Annotated in this window: 13 protein-coding genes; 7 read left to right on the forward strand and 6 right to left on the reverse strand. The window is 49.0% G+C overall.

What is annotated here, in order from left to right:
• Positions 1–69: 69 nt before the first annotated feature.
• The gene (locus ABD836_RS04960; RefSeq protein WP_344932949.1) at positions 70–2544 is read right to left on the reverse strand and encodes a TonB-dependent receptor; all 2475 of its coding nucleotides are present in this window, start codon (positions 2542–2544) and stop codon (positions 70–72) included.
• Positions 2545–2806: 262 nt separating this feature from the next.
• Here ABD836_RS04960 and ABD836_RS04965 point away from each other — a divergent pair, with 262 nt between their 5' ends.
• Positions 2807–3637, forward strand: coding sequence for a MerR family transcriptional regulator (locus ABD836_RS04965; protein WP_344932951.1), 831 nt, complete (start codon positions 2807–2809; stop codon positions 3635–3637).
• Here the strand turns inward: ABD836_RS04965 and ung are convergent.
• From ung to ABD836_RS04980, 3 genes are read right to left on the reverse strand one after another with little or no spacing between them, the layout of a single operon-like run.
• Positions 3627–4337: a uracil-DNA glycosylase gene (ung, locus tag ABD836_RS04970; protein ID WP_344932953.1), complete on the reverse strand. Its 711-nt coding sequence runs from the start codon at positions 4335–4337 to the stop codon at positions 3627–3629. The genes ABD836_RS04965 and ung overlap by 11 nt on opposite strands.
• Before the next feature lie 45 nt (positions 4338–4382).
• A complete protein-coding gene (locus ABD836_RS04975; RefSeq protein ID WP_344932955.1) occupies positions 4383–5075 on the reverse strand; it encodes an EthD domain-containing protein in 693 nt (230 codons plus the stop codon).
• A 59-nt stretch (positions 5076–5134) separates the two neighbouring features.
• Entirely contained in the window at positions 5135–5911 is a 777-nt protein-coding gene (locus ABD836_RS04980) for a glucose 1-dehydrogenase (protein WP_344932956.1), read from the reverse strand.
• A gap of 145 nt (positions 5912–6056) precedes the next feature.
• On the opposite strand from ABD836_RS04980, the gene ABD836_RS04985 reads away from it, so the two are divergent.
• From ABD836_RS04985 to ABD836_RS05000, 4 genes are read left to right on the forward strand one after another with little or no spacing between them, the layout of a single operon-like run.
• Positions 6057–6761, forward strand: a complete 705-nt coding sequence (locus ABD836_RS04985; RefSeq protein WP_344932958.1) for a DUF1499 domain-containing protein — start codon at positions 6057–6059, stop codon at positions 6759–6761.
• Positions 6762–6813: 52 nt separating this feature from the next.
• On the forward strand, positions 6814–7371 hold the full coding sequence (locus tag ABD836_RS04990) for a hypothetical protein (protein ID WP_344932960.1): 558 nt from the start codon (positions 6814–6816) through the stop codon (positions 7369–7371).
• A 3-nt stretch (positions 7372–7374) separates the two neighbouring features.
• Positions 7375–8532 (forward strand): hypothetical protein, encoded by a 1158-nt coding sequence (locus ABD836_RS04995; protein WP_344932962.1) that lies wholly within the window; start codon positions 7375–7377, stop codon positions 8530–8532.
• 23 nt (positions 8533–8555) lie between these two features.
• Positions 8556–11375 (forward strand): EAL domain-containing protein, encoded by a 2820-nt coding sequence (locus tag ABD836_RS05000; RefSeq protein ID WP_344932964.1) that lies wholly within the window; start codon positions 8556–8558, stop codon positions 11373–11375.
• Positions 11376–11429: 54 nt separating this feature from the next.
• Here ABD836_RS05000 and glpK read toward each other — a convergent pair whose 3' ends face one another.
• A complete protein-coding gene (gene glpK / locus ABD836_RS05005; RefSeq protein WP_425583009.1) occupies positions 11430–12914 on the reverse strand; it encodes a glycerol kinase GlpK in 1485 nt (494 codons plus the stop codon).
• 92 nt (positions 12915–13006) lie between these two features.
• The gene (locus tag ABD836_RS05010) at positions 13007–13756 is read right to left on the reverse strand and encodes an SDR family NAD(P)-dependent oxidoreductase (protein WP_344932967.1); all 750 of its coding nucleotides are present in this window, start codon (positions 13754–13756) and stop codon (positions 13007–13009) included.
• A gap of 231 nt (positions 13757–13987) precedes the next feature.
• Between ABD836_RS05010 and ABD836_RS05015 the strand changes: the two genes are divergently transcribed.
• Positions 13988–15178: an acyl-CoA dehydrogenase family protein gene (locus ABD836_RS05015; protein WP_344932970.1), complete on the forward strand. Its 1191-nt coding sequence runs from the start codon at positions 13988–13990 to the stop codon at positions 15176–15178.
• Positions 15179–15244: 66 nt separating this feature from the next.
• A complete protein-coding gene (locus ABD836_RS05020) occupies positions 15245–16384 on the forward strand; it encodes an acyl-CoA dehydrogenase family protein (protein ID WP_344932973.1) in 1140 nt (379 codons plus the stop codon).
• The last annotated feature ends 22 nt before the right edge of the window (positions 16385–16406 follow it).

The following is a 16406-nucleotide window of genomic DNA, read 5'->3' on the forward strand; positions in this document are numbered from 1 at the left end:
TGAACCCAGCTCCAATCTTTGAATTGGGCGTGTCACCGCGCCGCTGCGCAGTACGGAGACACGCAGACATTACATGCGATAGGTGAATTGCATTGCGATCGAACGCGGCGGCTCTAAGAAACCGGTATGGCTTGTAGCGCCAAAAATAGTTTTCGACAGCGGCGTGTCTGCGGCATAAACAATAATCACTTCGTCAGTCAGGTTTTTGCCCACCAAGGCAAGCTCCCATTGCTTATCAATGGCGCTAATACCAATACGGCCATTCACTTTAACAAAGCCGTCTTGCTCAACGCGGGGGTCCAAATTAGACGACGGGTTGTATTTGTCAGTAAATACAAAATCCAAGCCCAGACCAATACCAAGTTTATCGGTAATAGGTGCCACAAAGCCCATCAGAAACGTACCCGACCAATCGGCAACGTATTGATTGGTCATGCCGGTATAGTCGCAATTTATGCCGTTGCTTGAGGTCGGCGCTTGATCCTGACGACACTGACCATTTTCAAAATCAGTAAATTCAAAATCCATTACCGAAAACGCACCACCAAGACTAAAATAATCCGTTAACTGCCAGCGCCCATCAACTTCAATACCCTGAGTCACTGCTTCCTTCGCGTTGCCCACGTTAAAACCAAGGGTACCGTCAAAAATACTGATCTGGAGATCTTCATAGAGCGTGTAAAAGACCGCAAGATTTATTTCGGCCGCCCCATCAAGCAAGCCCGTCTTCAAACCGAATTCTAAGCTACTCGCCTCTTCTTCCTCGTATTCAAAGGTACCAATTAACACACTTTGATTAGCAACAACTGCTCCAGGGTTACGTGGCGTAGGCTCAGCGCTCGGAGACATATTTGAACGCGCGTCAAAGCCCCCCGCTTTTACACCCTTGGTTGCTGTAAAATAGGCCATGCCCTCTTCAGAATAATCCCACTGAAAATTTAACAAAGGTGAGAATGATTGCTCAGTACGCTTACCTTGGAGGTCGTGACGTTCAGCGGAGAAGGTAATACCCGAAACGGTATCAACCTCGCCAATAGGCAATGAATTACCGTCTAGGTCTGCCAAATCTAATTTACGGCTACCGGTCTTTTTCTCAATTGTTCCCCGACCACCAAGGGTCATTCGCCAATCATCACCAAAGTGAAAGGTAGTTTGTAAAAACGCAGAAAAAATATCTGAGGTACTTAAAAAAATGCGCGGCGCGGTGATATTTTCAATCGCATTACCCGCATCACCAATACCTACAATTTCCGCGACCGAGCCGCCCAATGGATTGGGGTCGACATCACCCCGCGCGCCACCCTCTAAATAATCTGCTGCATTAAGCAACTGCACCACGACGTCAGAGTCTTGAATAAGCTTGTCGCGGAAATCAAGCTCGTTACGCTGTAAATAGATACCGCCAATATAATCTACATTCTCACCTGCTGGTGAAACCCAGCGTAATTCTTGACTGTACTGAGTGTAGTCTTCACCTAACTCAAGGGTAAATAGCTTCGCCGGTGTTACATCGCAATCGCAAAGATCACTGTATTCGTAATGCATGTAGCCGCTTATCGAGGTGAACTCATGGCCACCTTCTGTAATATTTGTAATATTCAGGGTTAAATTGGTGGTGTCGTTATTACTGTAGTTGCCATTGGAGGCGCCTTTATAATCCTGATAGTTATTGAGAACAGACTCATCGGTATCAACATTTACAATACCGGGGAATTGAGTGTTATCTAAAATTTCTGCCTCGGTCCTGCCGGTAAACAAAAATACATCCGAGGTCGACGGCTCATCATTTATGATTTCCGCCTGACGACCAAGGGAATCAAAACTACCTATCTCAGCTTTTAACGATACTTTGGTGGCATCGGTGGCTTGCCAATTAATTTTGAGACGGTAAGTTTCTTGGTCATATTGCGGGCCGTCGATTTTCTGGAACAAGTCCTCCATAAAACCGCCATACTCACGAATCCGCGCGGAGAACCGCAGACCGACAGTATCCGTCAAAGGGCCAGACAGCATTAAATCATAAACTTTTTCATCAAATTCCGGTTCGTAAAGTGTCGACAACAAACCTTCAAAATACTCAGTAGCATCAGCGGTAATCAAATTAACTGCGCCTGCAATACTATTTTTACCGTGCAAAATATTTTGCGGACCGCGCAGCACCTCGACCCTCGCGAGATCAAGAAACGGGGCGCGCGCTAATTGTGCGCGGCCATAATAAATACCGTCTACATACATGCCAACAGATTGCTCAAACCCCTGGTTCATCCCGGTACCAATACCGCGAATAAAGATGTCGGTACTGATCCCACTTTCGGTAACTGTTAGGTTTGGAACGTAAGCTTGGAGATCCTCCATGCGATTAATGCCCGCTTCCATCATTTTATCGCCACTAATAGCGCTTACTGATACGGGAACATCTTGTAAACTTTGACTGCGATGTTGAGCCGTCACAACAACTTCTTCGAGCTGCGCAGCACTGACTACTGGCGAAAAAGCAACAACAGTGATTGTCCAAAATGCAGGAACAATGGAACGTACACTCATACACAAACCTCTAATCAAATTATTTTTATAATTACAACAATCTATGAATCATTGATTGATGATAAGTTAATATTCAGCCATTCACATGTCAAGTTGTTTGTTTACAGTGACACCACTAAGGTAATGTAACATTGGCTGCCCCGACAAATTAATGCTGTCAATTACCCCACTAATTGCAATTGCCGCGAGCTTTAGTGAAAATCACGCATCGAGTGGCCACCACTGACCGCCACTTCGCACGGAGACGCCAAAAGCAACGACCATGAAATTCCCCGAAGAAACCATCATTAGCATGGCACAACTGCTGCCCCAGGCGGGCTCTATCGATGCCGACGCAGAACCGGAAGTCCAGCGCGACTACTCCGTAGAACAGCTGGCCATCGCCGCCAATACCACGGTGCGAAATATCCGCGCTTACCAAGACCGTGGTGTGCTCCCACCGCCAGCATTACAAGGCCGCAAAGGCGTATACAACAATCAGCATTTATCAAGATTGCGGCTGATTGCCAACTTACTTGATCGCGGCTACACCCTTTCCTCGATCCGTGAACTATTGGCCGCGCTAGAAGAAGGCGTGGGCCTGAGCGAAATACTCGGGATCGAAACGGCGGTTAACTCGCCATGGACAAATGAAGCGCCAACCACAATACCAATGACTGAACTGGTTCGCATGTTTGGTAGTAAGTTAACGCCCTCAGCCATAAAAACTGCCCACGACCTCGGCCTATTTAGCGTCGCCGGAAGCCAAATGCGCATATCTAGCATGCACACATTGAAAGTTGCAGAGGAGCTTTGCAGCACCGGCATTCCACTAGATGAACTACTGGATATTCTAAGAATGATGCGCGGCAATGTTCAGCGCGTCGCCGATGAGTTTGTAAAATTGGTTTCCCAACACGTTCTAGAACCCTATGCGGAACAAAAATTACCGCCACGGGAAGAGCTGCCAAAAATTGCCGAGTTGATCTGGCGACTGCGGCCACTCGCTGAAAAAGTCGTCGACGCCGAGCTAGGACGTGCCATGGAAATCGCGGCCAGCCGCTTCTTGGCCGACACTCTCGAGGCTATAATGGATGATATGCCTAAGGAGTAAGCTGAAACTCCGGCTCGTCCAGGGGCGGCAATTGCCAATCTATCCCCTGTTGACCTCGCGAAGCCAAATACGTATTGGCCTGAGAAAAATGCCCACAGCCTAAAAACCCGCGATGCGCCGACAACGGCGATGGGTGGGTCGTCCGCAACACCAAATGGCGATGGCCATCAATGTTTGCGCCTTTCTTTTGCGCGTGAGCCCCCCAGAGCATAAACACCAGTCCTTCGCGCTCAGCATTTAAGGCAGCTATAACGGCATCACTAAACCGCTCCCAACCGTGTCCCTGATGGGAACCTGCATTTGCCTCCTCAACCGTTAGTACCGCATTTAATAGCAGCACGCCCTGCTCCGCCCAGCCAGCTAAAAAGCCATGCTCGGGCACGGGCAGCGCAAGGTCGCGGTGTAGCTCTTTGTAGATATTTTTAAGCGACGGTGGAATTTTGACGCCCGGTAATACCGAAAAAGCCAGGCCGTGAGCCTGCCCCTCACCGTGGTATGGATCTTGGCCAAGAATAACGACTTTGACGTCAGAAAAAGGCGTATGGGTGAATGCCGAAAAGCGCGTCTCTTGGGGAGGAAAAATCTTTGCCCTCGCAGCATGTCGAACAGCCAAAAAGGCCGTTAGCTCTCGGTAATAAGCTTGCTCAAACTCCCCGCCTAATTGGCGTTGCCAAGACTTAGGGAGAGTGGGCGTGGTCACGTTTAAATCCTTCTGTTCTCGGCCTCTTTGCGACCTGCAATAAACTTAAAACCGGTATTCACTCGTTGGCAACACATCAATTTCATCAAAATCGATAAACTGCTGGCAACTGGCAATCATTTTTTGGCAATTTGCTTGATAGGTATCCGGATCACCTTTCGCAGCGTAAAACACTTCTGAATCAGTCATTGCTTCGGCAGGAAAACACTCCTCAACAATGGCGTGATAACAAGCAACATCACTGCCAGCCAACTCGGTCACCACATTTTGTACATAGCGAAAACTAGATTGGGTCGTAATAGCAACATCGGTGTGAACGTCTTGCCAATATGCGCGCCAGTCATCATAGCTCATTCGCTGTGGACAGCGCAGCAGCGCCACCTGACTAAAGCCAGGAGTACGCTGCCCTGCCGCCGTCAACTGCGAGGTATTCGCCAGCGGTTCAAACTCATCCACATGGTAGCGACTAAACTGAACACAGCAGGCTTGGATAAGTTCCTGGCAAGACTTAAGCTCTGCGTCATCCTCAATATACAAGGTACACATGGCATCAAAACCCTGCGCAGAGTTTTCCATTCGCAGCCCAACCGCCGGCGCCACGTCATCATCAACGAGGTTCAACTGAACACCAGTCACGCCGACTCGCTCACGCAATGACGGCGCCAAGTCCCGTAACAGGCGCGCGTTGTAATCCTGCCCCGGCGTATCAGTCCACATCAAATAGATGATTTTTCGCACTTTGTCCCCTTATTTTTATTGTGTGCTTATTATGAACCCGGTATGCCTTGCACTCAGCCTTACATACTAATTGGCGGCGTTGCAGTCGAAGCATTATCAATCAACATTTCTGCCGCATTCACAAATTTCGACTCGTCCGACGCCAAATATAGCACTAAAGAAGCAATATCTTCAGGCTCACACATTGGATGCTCAACCGTAGATAATGACTCAATCTCTTCTCTGGTAGCGGAATCTTGGCCAGTAGCCACTTTAAAGACCATCGGCGTTTTAACACCGTCTGGATGGATTGAATTACAACGAATACCATTACGTTTTTCGCGGCAATACAATGCCACCGACTTGGTTAGCGCCATCACCGCACCTTTACTCGCACTGTACGCCGCCACAAACGACATACCGTGCATTGCTGCAACCGACGACATGTTAATAATAGAACCGCCATTCCCAGAGGCTTCCATCGCAGGTATTGCCGTTTTACAGCCAAGAAACACCCCTTCGCTATTCACCGCATTCACTCGGCGATAATCTTCAAGACTGCAATCAACAACATTACCTAGGGTCATCATACCTGCGTTATTCACCAGCACATCAAGTCTGCCAAACTGCTCCACTGCAGTATTTACCACCCGCTGCCAATCTTCTTCACTGGTTACATTGTGCTTAACAAAAATAGCAGCATCACCAATTTGAGCCGCAACAGCTTGGCCATCTACCTCATTAAGATCGGTGAGCACCACCTTAGCGCCCTCTGCCGCCAGCATAATGGCGTCGGCTTTACCCATACCACTTGCCGCACCCGTTACAATACATACCTTGCCGCTAACTCGTCCCATACTCCAATCCTCACCTTATTATTTAGTAGTGCTACCAAGCATTTAGTTACAGTGCAATAACCGAAGTAAATCACGGCCAGCGCAAAAAAAACAGTACATCCCTATTACCCTTTGGTAAGATTGCGAAAAACAGCTCGGACCCTCTATGACCATCGCCGCATTAACGCTCAGCCTCGCCACTGCCTCACTATTATTATTACTTTTTGGCACTGCAGGTGCGCGTTTCGACGTATTTGGTTACCAAGTCGGCCTACTGATGTTCAGCCTAGCCGGCCTGCTGAGCTTTATTAGCATTAGCGCATCGGCGCTTTTTACCCGCAGGGCAAAGTCAGCACAGCAACGTCGTCAGTTAAGCAATGCCGCCATCATCGCCCTGCCTGCAATTGTGTTTTTTAGCTTCAGCATTTTCCAAGGTGCTGGCGCGCCCTTAATCCATGACGTAAGCACCGACACCCAAAACCCACCTATTTTTATCAAAGCCCCCACCCTACGCAAGCCAGGTGACAATTCACTGCTGTACAAAACTGCCAATATTCCGCTGCAACAGCAGGCCTATCCCACGTTAACAACACTCATTAGTCCACTCTCAGTAGCAGAATCACAAAGTAAAGCTTACAAAATTGCTAGCGAAATGGGATGGCTGGTCTATTATCAGCATGAGGGACACATAGAAGCGCAGGCAGGGAGTTTTTGGTTTGGTTTTATCGACGATATTTCTATCCGAATACAAGCGACTAGCAGCGGCTCAAAAATTGACCTTCGCTCGACGTCCCGCGTTGGCAAAGGGGATCTCGGCGCAAATGCAAAAAGATTAATGGCGTTTATTGATCACTTTAGCAATAACAAATAGATTGAGTTTTAAAACGCCCCATTTAGCGGTAACAGGTGGTAATAATAAAACGATGACAAGTTCTATAGCACCGCAGAAAAGTATTGTGACCAATCCAATACCAATAAGTCCCCATCAGGTTCGGAGGCCATGGTTAGCCTACGCTCTATGCCTCTCCCTCAGTCTATTTGCTAGTGGCAGTTACGCTGAAGTCATTCGCACCGCCCTCAACGACAGCGGCGTAGTCGTGCTTACCAATTCAGAAGTAGAAGCAGGTGACCTCAACTTAGCCAATCTGCGGGCAATATTTACGATTCGCAAGCGTAGCTGGGACGACAAAACGCCTATTAAGGTATTTGTATTGCCTGATCAAAATCCACTACATCAAAAATTTTGTAAATCGATCCTTAAAGTCTACCCCTATGTACTCCGCGAGCAATGGGACCGGCTAATATTCAGCGGGACCGGCATACCGCCAACCATCGTCAATAATGTACAAGAATTGCAAGCGATCATTAACGCCACGCCTGGCGCAATCGGTTACGCACCCATCAGCAGCACGAACGACGTAGCAACGGTAAGTGGGCCCGCCACAAAACTGTTCGTTCTTCGAACCAGCAGCGAGTACTAGACAATGACTTTATATTTCAAACAATTGATCCGAATTGCGGCCTTTACGGTAGTCTCGCTGGCTAACCCAATTCAAAGCTATGCCGAGATGTCCGACGACCTACAATTCCACGGTTTTGTCTCCCAGGCCTACCTGCTAAGTGATGGCAATAATTTTTACGGCGACAGTCAACGGGGCAGTACCGACTATATGGAAGCCGCTGTCAACAGCACTTGGCGCGTCACCCCGAACTTAAATTTCGCAGGTCAATTACTCACTCGAGACGCCGGTACTAGCGACAACGGCGACTTAAAAATCGACTTCCTATTTGCCGACCTAAAATCCGTGGAAACCGACACTTCTGGCCTCGGCTTTAGGCTCGGTCGCGTGCGCAATGCCTATGGCTTTTACAACGACACCCGCGACGTGCTATTTACCCGACCCAGCATACTCATGCCCCAAGCTATTTATTTTGAAGGGAATGGACTCCGTGAGCTCCTATTTGCCAGCGACGGCGTTCAGCTCTACAGCTACTGGGATGCAAGCAACCACACAACAACGTTTAATTTAACGTTGGGCCGCAATAAAAGCTTATCAAGTGACATTATTAGAAATTTTATAGGTCCATTAGCCCAGACTATCCATAAGGGTGGAGTGAAGGATCCGATCTACGCGCAACTGCTCCATTCGCGCAACGGCGGAGACAGTAAATTCGCACTTTCGATGCTGAATATCCATTTAGACCTAGAGTCAGCATTTCCAAACACCCCCGATTTCTCAGTTGACGCCAGCGGCTACGTGCTGTCCGCCCAAAAAAATCTGGCAAACTGGAGTTTCACTGGCGAATACAGCTTAATCAATATTGACTTCCAAACCGGACAAGGTTCACAAGCACAGACAATTGAGATGGCTTATCTGCAAGCTCAGTATCGGCTACAAGCGGGTGTTACGCTAGTTGGCCGCTATGAAATGAGCGTGTTAGACCGCGGCAACCGCAGTGAAACCGACAGCCACAACCTTATGTTCGGTGCGCGTTGGTCGCCGGGCTTAAATTGGATTATTGAAGCAGACGTTTATGGCATGAGAGGTACATCCGGCGTTCCCCTTAACGATAACGCTAGCGCTATGTTCATTAATGAACGCACCGAAATATTTGCCGTCATGATAGGATACCGATTCTGAATTCACCAAAAACTAAGCCCTTAATGCCCAATACCTCGTCGCCAAGCTCGGTTAACCTCGGCCTACAACGCAAACTGAGCGTTGTGCTCTTTCTCGCAGTGGCTATTGTCATGGGCGGTCGTGGTTATTTAAGTTATATCCAAACCATCCAATCTCAACATCAAGCGGTGCTTAGTAAACTTGACCTACTTGAGAACACCTTAACGGCACTTATTGAGCGCTCCAGCAAGGAGCTCTTTCGCCTCGCTGACCAACAGACCGTACCAAGCGAAGCCGAAATCATCGATAACAATATTCGGCCGCCCTCCCTGCTATCAGGTATTGAGTCCACCTATTACCTCAATAAAGATGGGACTATTTTGGCCAGTTCTGTGCAAGACAGTGCAAGTGTTCGCCCCAGTAGAAACCAATTAACCGCCGCGGCACAGTCACTCTCACGCAAGCAGCGCCCAATCGCGACGCTAAACTGCGTCCAGCAGTGTTTTCAAAGTGTCTATATTCCAATTATTACTGATGACGGGCGGGAGCTCATCATCAATATCAATCGCTCTGCGACATTGCTAATCCAAGATTTTTACGAAATTACTGGCGCGGATATCGCCCTGCTCGCCATGAATCAGCAAGGCGGTGCATTTTCGCCCGACCGAATTATAGCGGCCAGCCACGCTGAAAAAATGAGTATCGTCTTGGCTGATATTTTAAAATCCGTCGATTTCACAAAAGAGGATAAACACGACTTTTTTGAATTAACGAACCACGGCCTCTATAGCGCCCGTTTTTACCGTTTAAGCCAAAACGACGACGACGTCGTCTCCTACGCAGCAGTCATTGAAGACCAATCCCAAATTCAGGCGCAGCAAACACAGGCGCTAAAGGACGTAGTGTTCTCCACCTTGATTACACTTTTCCTGATCATTGTTCTGATAAGTTTTATTTTAAAGCCATCGCTAGACCGCCTTATGAAATTATCGAAAATTCTGCCATTGCTTCCTGAAGGGCATTTTCAAAAGGCACAAAGTCTTCTGCAAAAACAACTGTCCACGAAAAAATACACTGACGAAATTGATGTTCTGCAAAGCACCGTGGGCGATGTAATTTTGTCGTTGGAACGTATGAATAGCAGTGTTGATCAACACCGCAATGAGCTCAAAACCAAGATTGAAGCACTTACCGAAGCTAAGGTCTTTAATGAGTTAATACTCGATGCCTCTCCCTTGGTTGTCATCATTCACGACAGTGCTGGCGCCATTAGAAATATCAATAAAATGGGCAGGGAATTAACGGGCCTGGATATCAAAGCGCCCATCAATGCCAATATTAATACATGGGTCAGGAACGAAACACAAAGCAAGTCTCTCTCCGCTTCACTACAGAGTATTACTGACACCACAGGGAAAAAGTCCCAGGGGCAAATGCCCTTTTACACCGATGACGGTCGTAAATTGTATTTTCTGTGGACGCATACCTGCCTGCATGTCAATGAAGTAGCACACATCCTGTCAATGGGCATTGACATAACCGAACGCAAGGAAGCAGCGGAAAGTCTGCACTGGCTAGGGCAGCATGACCGCATAACCGGCCTATTAAACCGTAGCAGTTTTACTGAAAATGCCAATGAATTTATTACCAAACACCGTGACAAAGACCAAATCGAACTTGTGATGTTTGATATTGATGACTTTGCAATTTTTAATGACCGCTTTGGTTTTGACGCCGGCGACCGCCTGCTAAATGATCTCGCCGCACATTTAATGCGCGAGCTACCTGAAAGTAGCCTTTTGGCAAGAACAGGATCCGGCGAGTTTTGCGCGATAATCCACCATACCTTAAGTTCAAAGCAGGGTGTTAGGGATCTCGGCCTCGAGAAATTAACACGTTTCTCTTTTAGCAAAGGGGATATCAAAGAGGAGATTTGCCTCTCTATCGTAGTAGATAGCTACGACGACAGCCTAAGTGGCGTGGATGAATTAATATCCAATACCACATCAACAATGATCAAAGTAAAAAGTAAATCGCGAGGCAATTTATATTACGCTGCGGAATCTGACGACACCAGCCGCGTCACCCGCCACGAAAAATACCGCATGAAGGAGCAATTGCAATCAGCGTTAAGCGGCAATCGCCTAGTACTTTTTTACCAACCCATACTCGATTTAAACCTGAATAGCATCAGCCATTGCGAATGTTTGGTGCGTATGCTCGACGACGAAGGCCAATTTATTTCCCCTGCGCATTTCTTAGGAATCGCGGCGGAATCTGGGCTTATGCCGCGCCTCGATTTTTCTGTTATGGAAAAAGCCATGCGCCAACAACGGATGTGGCAAGATTCCGGCATACATACCGGGCTAAGCATCAATATCACCGCGCCAACGCTGGAGCAGCCTGACTTTGAAGAGCGTCTGAACGAAATATTGCAGCGCACCGGCGCCAATCCCGACCGTCTCATTTTTGAAGTTGTCGAAACCGACGCACTCGAAAACTTAAGTACGGCACGAAAATTATTGAATAATTTTAAGGCGGTTGGCGCCAAAGTCGCCTTTGACGATTTCGGCATTGGCTTTACATCATTTGAGTATGTTCGCGAATTGCCAGTAGATTATATAAAAATAGACCAATCATTCATCCGCTTCATTCACGAACGCGAAAGTGATCAGGTGCTGGTGAAATCAATGGTGGAAATGAGCCATAACCTCGGTAAAAAAGTCATTGTCGAAGGCGTTGAAAATAGAGCAGCATTAGAAATTGTGCGCGACATGGGCGTGGAGTATGTGCAGGGCTATTATGTATGCCGGCCAATGCCGATAAGCGCCCTTGACCTGTCTTTGCGAATTCACGACTTTTAAGGCGCCTTCATTGGCTTTACGCCGAGAATAGCGCCTTAAGGTTCGCCACCTAGCTTATGACGTACGCACGCGCGCCACGGCGTTTTTCCAGCCAGTATATCGCCTAGCGCGATCAAGCTCATTCATTGCGGGATCAAAGCCCGCCTCGCACTGCCAGAGGCCAGCAATTTCGTCGAGCGACGCATAAACCCCCAATTGCAAACCCGCTAAATACGCCGCGCCTAGCGCGGTCGTTTCACTGACCTGTGGCCGCTCACAGCGACAGTCCAGCATATCTGCAAGGCGCTGCACTACCCAATTATTGGCGACCATACCACCATCTACCCGCAGCGTAGCAAAGTCGGCGCCATCGCCACGCATCGCTTCAAGTAAATCCCGTGTTTGATAACAGACCGACTCCAGTGCCGCTCTCGCGATATGTGCGATACCGGTATCACGGGTTATACCAAAAATAGCGCCCCGTGCATCGGGATCCCAATACGGCGCCCCTAACCCCGTAAACGCCGGCACCATATAAACCCCATTGGAGCTAGCAACGCTCTCAGCCAGAGGCTGAGTTTCTGCGGCGGAGCCAATCAGCTTTAAGCCATCACGCAACCATTGCACCGCAGCCCCGGCCACGAAAATACTGCCTTCCAGGGCATAGGTAACCTCGCCATTTATACGATAGGCAACCGTCGTGAGCAGACGATGTTTTGAACTCAGGGCCTTACTACCGGTATTCAGCACCACAAAACAGCCTGTACCGTAGGTACTTTTCACCATACCGGGAGTGAAGCACGCCTGCCCGACTGTCGCCGCTTGCTGATCACCAATCAGGGCGCAGATGGGTATTGCTGCGCCAAATAAGTCGGGACTGCATTCGCCGTAGTTGTCACAACTGTCTTTCACTTCGGGGAGTAGCGAGCTCGGGATATTAAAAAGACTCAGTAATTCCGCGTCCCAGCTTTGATTATGGATATTAAAAAGTAAGGTCCGTGAAGCATTTGTGGCGTCGGTGGCATGTTGAGCGCCATCGGTTAGGCGCCACAACAAGAAGCTATCTATGGTGCCAAACGCCAATTCTCCGGCGTCGGCGCGCGCCCGAGCACCGTCGACGTTGTCTAATATCCACGCTACTTTGGTACCGGAAAAATAGGGGTCTAACAGCAGACCACTGCGGCGTGCGACTAATTCTTCAACACCTTGGGACTTTAATTCAGCACAGTGTTTAGCCGTGCGACGGTCTTGCCAGACTATTGCGGGGTAAATTGCTCGACCGGTCTGGCGATCCCAAATCACGGTCGTTTCGCGCTGATTTGTAATTCCGATACCAGCAATTTCTGCCGCGGTTAAGCCAGCATCTGCTATCGCTTTACGGCAGCTATTTAGGGTTGTCTGCCAAATTTCTTCAGGGTCATGTTCAACCCAAGCATCTTCAGGGTAGTGTTGGCTAAACTCTTCTTGGCCAATACCGCATACACCGCCCTGAGCATTAAAAATAATTGCTCGCGAACTGGTTGTACCCTGGTCTATGGCCAGTAAATAGCTTTCTTTCATATTCCGATACCCCTGCAAATTACCAAGCGTAATGATGGCAGAGTACTCGGCCGACGGCCATATAACCGCTTATTAATATCCGTAAATTCGGCTCAGGCTAGTATTCCGCCGTCAACGCGAATATGCTCTCCAGTAATATGACAGCCATCCTCCGACGCCAACATCGCAACAACACCGGCCACCACTTCCGGCCCTTTTGCGCCGCTTAGCGAGGTAATTCTGCTCAGCAAATCAAAATCCGCATCTTCCGGAAAACTCAAACCCTGCACCATATTGGTATTGATATCGCCAGGACAAACACAGTTGGCCCGAACCCCGCGTTTGGCGTACTCAACCGCAATACTGCGGGTTAAGGCCAGCACCCCACCCTTGCTCGCGCCATAAGCCGCACCCCAGGGTAAACCCTGTAACGACGCAGTAGATGCCGCGTTAACAATATTACCCTTGGTTTTAAGCAGCTCAGGCAATACCGCCTTGCACAGTAAAAATGTGCCGGTTAAGTTCACAGCAATGATCTGCGACCAAGTCTCTACCGAGGTTTCATGACAATTAGCAAAGCGTAGAATACCCGCCATATTAACAACCGCGTCAAGCTTGCCGAAATGCGCTACGCACGCTGCCACCGTTTTTTCCGCAGCGCCAATGGCGCTAACATCAAAACGCTCCGCAATGGCGCTACCACCCGATTCTTGAATCTCCTGTACTAAGCTATCTAAATCGGTCTGTTGAATGTCAGTGCAATATAGCTTACCACCCTCCGCGGCAAGCCTAAGTGCGCAGGCACGACCTATGCCGGAACCAGCCCCCGTCACGAGTACCACTTTATCTGTAAATCGTTTCATCGCATCCCCTGTTCTTATTGTTAACCTGTATCACCAAAGCTTATCGCCATCTTATAAACGCCGATATGACCCAATTGCAGTAGGGCCAAGGTTAACGACGTGGTAAAAGCGCCACGTGACCTCTTTTGCCAATGAGATGACGTAATTCGTTCTTGTCTTAATTCCCTTGTCGGCTAAGCTGGCCCACAACAATACGCTACTCCTGCAATACAATATTTTGAGAAAATCGACATGAGTGATCTCGACAACTTCCGCACCAGCGTACGCGCTTGGTTACAAGAAAACTGCCCCGAATCACAGCGCCAGCCAATTACCAAAGAAGAACAAGTTTGGGCTGGCCGCAATATTAGTTTCCCCAGTGCTGATGCCAAATTGTGGTTTGAGCGGATGCGCGATAAAGGCTGGACGGTTTCTGAATGGCCCTGTGAATTGGGCGGTGGCGGTCTGAGCGAGCGCGAAGCTAAAATACTCAAAGACGAGATGAAAGCCTTAGGCTGCCGCACCCCCTTGTTTGATCTTGGTATATGGATGCTTGGCCCCGCCGTACTGGAGTACGGCAGCGAGAACCAAAAGCGCCAGCACATTCCTAAAATTGCCCGTGGGGAGGTACGCTGGTGCCAAGGCTATTCAGAGCCTGGCGCTGGATCAGACCTGGCCAGCTTGCAAACCCGCGCAGAAGATTGCGGCGACCATTTTTTAGTCAATGGCAGCAAAATTTGGACGACTAATGCTGATAAAGCAGATTGGATATTTTGCCTTGTTCGCACCGATCCTCAAGCCAAGAAACAAGAGGGAATCAGCTTTCTTTTGATCGACATGGATCAAGCCGGTGTTACTGCGAAACCCATCCCCCTGATCAGCGGCGATTCCGAATTCTGTCAAACGTTTTTTGATGATGTGAAAGTCCCAAAGAGCAATCTCATCGGCGAATTAAACCAAGGTTGGTCGGTTGCTAAATCACTGCTTAAACATGAACGTAAACTCATGGCAGAAATTGGCGGCGACACCCCCGGCCCAAGCTTTACACCGGTACAAGCAGCGCTTAAATACGTGGGCCTCGGTGCAGACGGCAAACTCAAAGATCGTGGCCTTCGGGATCAGTTAGTCGCGCACGAAATGCGCTTTCGGGCTATTGGCCTCACCCACTTTCGCAGTTTTGAAGAGCGCATGAACGGCAACGCCGACAGCAGCATCCCCCTAATAATGAAGTACCTAGGCACGGAAGAAACAAAACGCAAAGAAGAAGTGCTAATGGCGCTTTTAGGCAATCGCGCGCTGGGTTGGCAAGATTCAGAATTTAGCGACGACGAACTGTTGAGCAATCAGGGCTGGCTGTTTTCAAAAGCCCTCTCGATTGCCGGTGGCACCTCCGAGGTGCAGCTAAATATTATCGCTAAACGCGTGCTAGGCCTGCCGGTATGAAGACTACCGGCAATGCAATAAACCCACTAGCCAACACGCCAACAACAAGCGCAAAGGAGTCCGGCAATGCCATTGGTATTAAATGAAGAGCAGCGTTTGCTGAAAGACACTGCGAAAGACTTTCTAACAAAATCCGTGCCTGTCGAGGCGCTGCGTCAACTGCGCGACAGCAAAGATGCCCTGGGTTACGACCCGGAACACTGGCAGAAAATGTCCGAACTAGGCTGGGCCAGCATGGTAATCCCAGAGGCCTATGATGGTCTGAACTTTAGCTTTTTGGGCTTGGGCGCCGTGTTGGAAGAGAGCGGCCGCACGTTGGCGGCGTCGCCACTCTTCGCCAGCGTCGTACTCGGCGCGTCAACGCTGATCCTCGGCGGCAGTGAAACACAAAAATCGGCATTATTGCCGCAGATCGCGGCAGGTGAATTGCGCCTCGCGCTCGCGCTTGAAGAAAGCCCTCACCACCGCCCTGACGGGATTCAACTTTCAGCAACTGCTTCAGCTAATGGCTTTACTTTAAATGGGCGCAAAACCTTTGTTTTAGACGGTCATAGCGCAGAGCAACTCGTCGTGGTTGCCCGCAGTCAAGCCGATAGCACTGGCTTCAATGGCCTCAGTTTGTTCCTTGTCGATGCCAATGCGCCGGGTATTCAACGCAGCCGCCACCACATGTTAGACAGTCGCAATGCTGCCAGCATCTACTTTGAAGACGTTAATATCAGCAGTGAGTCTTTAGTCGGCGAGCTTCACCAAGGGTGGCCCTTGCTCGATCAAGTATTGGATCGCGGACGTATCTGCTTAGCAGCAGAAATGTTCGGCGGAGCACTCGAATGCTTTGAGCGCACGGTAGCCTATTTAAAAGAACGTGACCAATTTGGCGTTAAAATCGGTACATTCCAAGCCTTGCAGCACCGCGCGGCCATTATGTTTACCGAATTAGAATTGGCAAAATCGGTTGTGCTCGACGCACTAACGGCAATCGATGAAAATCGAGCGGACTTGCCCCAACTTGCCAGTTTGGCGAAAGCACAATTGAATGATGTTTTTGAATTGGTAACCAACGAAGCCGTGCAAATGCATGGCGGCATTGGTGTGACTGATGAGTTAGATATTGGCTTATTTTTGAAGCGCTCGCGGGTAGCAAATCAAATATTTGGCAACAGTAGTTTTCATCGCGACCGCTATGCGAGCCTCTGCGGCTATTAAAGATGGTACCCCCTTGTGCTAA

The sequence above is a fragment of the Zhongshania borealis genome (assembly GCF_039539625.1).
Taxonomy (GTDB): domain Bacteria; phylum Pseudomonadota; class Gammaproteobacteria; order Pseudomonadales; family Spongiibacteraceae; genus Spongiibacter; species Spongiibacter borealis.

Coding starts and splice junctions, on each gene's coding strand:
- ABD836_RS04960 (WP_344932949.1), bottom strand. CDS start 2,544: ATGAGTGTACGTTCCATTGTTCCTGCATTTTGGACAATCACTGTTGTT.
- ABD836_RS04965 (WP_344932951.1), top strand. CDS start 2,807: ATGAAATTCCCCGAAGAAACCATCATTAGCATGGCACAACTGCTGCCC.
- ABD836_RS04980 (WP_344932956.1), bottom strand. CDS start 5,911: ATGGGACGAGTTAGCGGCAAGGTATGTATTGTAACGGGTGCGGCAAGT.
- ABD836_RS04985 (WP_344932958.1), top strand. CDS start 6,057: ATGACCATCGCCGCATTAACGCTCAGCCTCGCCACTGCCTCACTATTA.
- ABD836_RS04990 (WP_344932960.1), top strand. CDS start 6,814: ATGACAAGTTCTATAGCACCGCAGAAAAGTATTGTGACCAATCCAATA.
- ABD836_RS04995 (WP_344932962.1), top strand. CDS start 7,375: ATGACTTTATATTTCAAACAATTGATCCGAATTGCGGCCTTTACGGTA.
- ABD836_RS05000 (WP_344932964.1), top strand. CDS start 8,556: ATGCCCAATACCTCGTCGCCAAGCTCGGTTAACCTCGGCCTACAACGC.
- glpK (WP_425583009.1), bottom strand. CDS start 12,914: ATGAAAGAAAGCTATTTACTGGCCATAGACCAGGGTACAACCAGTTCG.
- ABD836_RS05010 (WP_344932967.1), bottom strand. CDS start 13,756: ATGAAACGATTTACAGATAAAGTGGTACTCGTGACGGGGGCTGGTTCC.
- ABD836_RS05015 (WP_344932970.1), top strand. CDS start 13,988: ATGAGTGATCTCGACAACTTCCGCACCAGCGTACGCGCTTGGTTACAA.
- ABD836_RS05020 (WP_344932973.1), top strand. CDS start 15,245: ATGCCATTGGTATTAAATGAAGAGCAGCGTTTGCTGAAAGACACTGCG.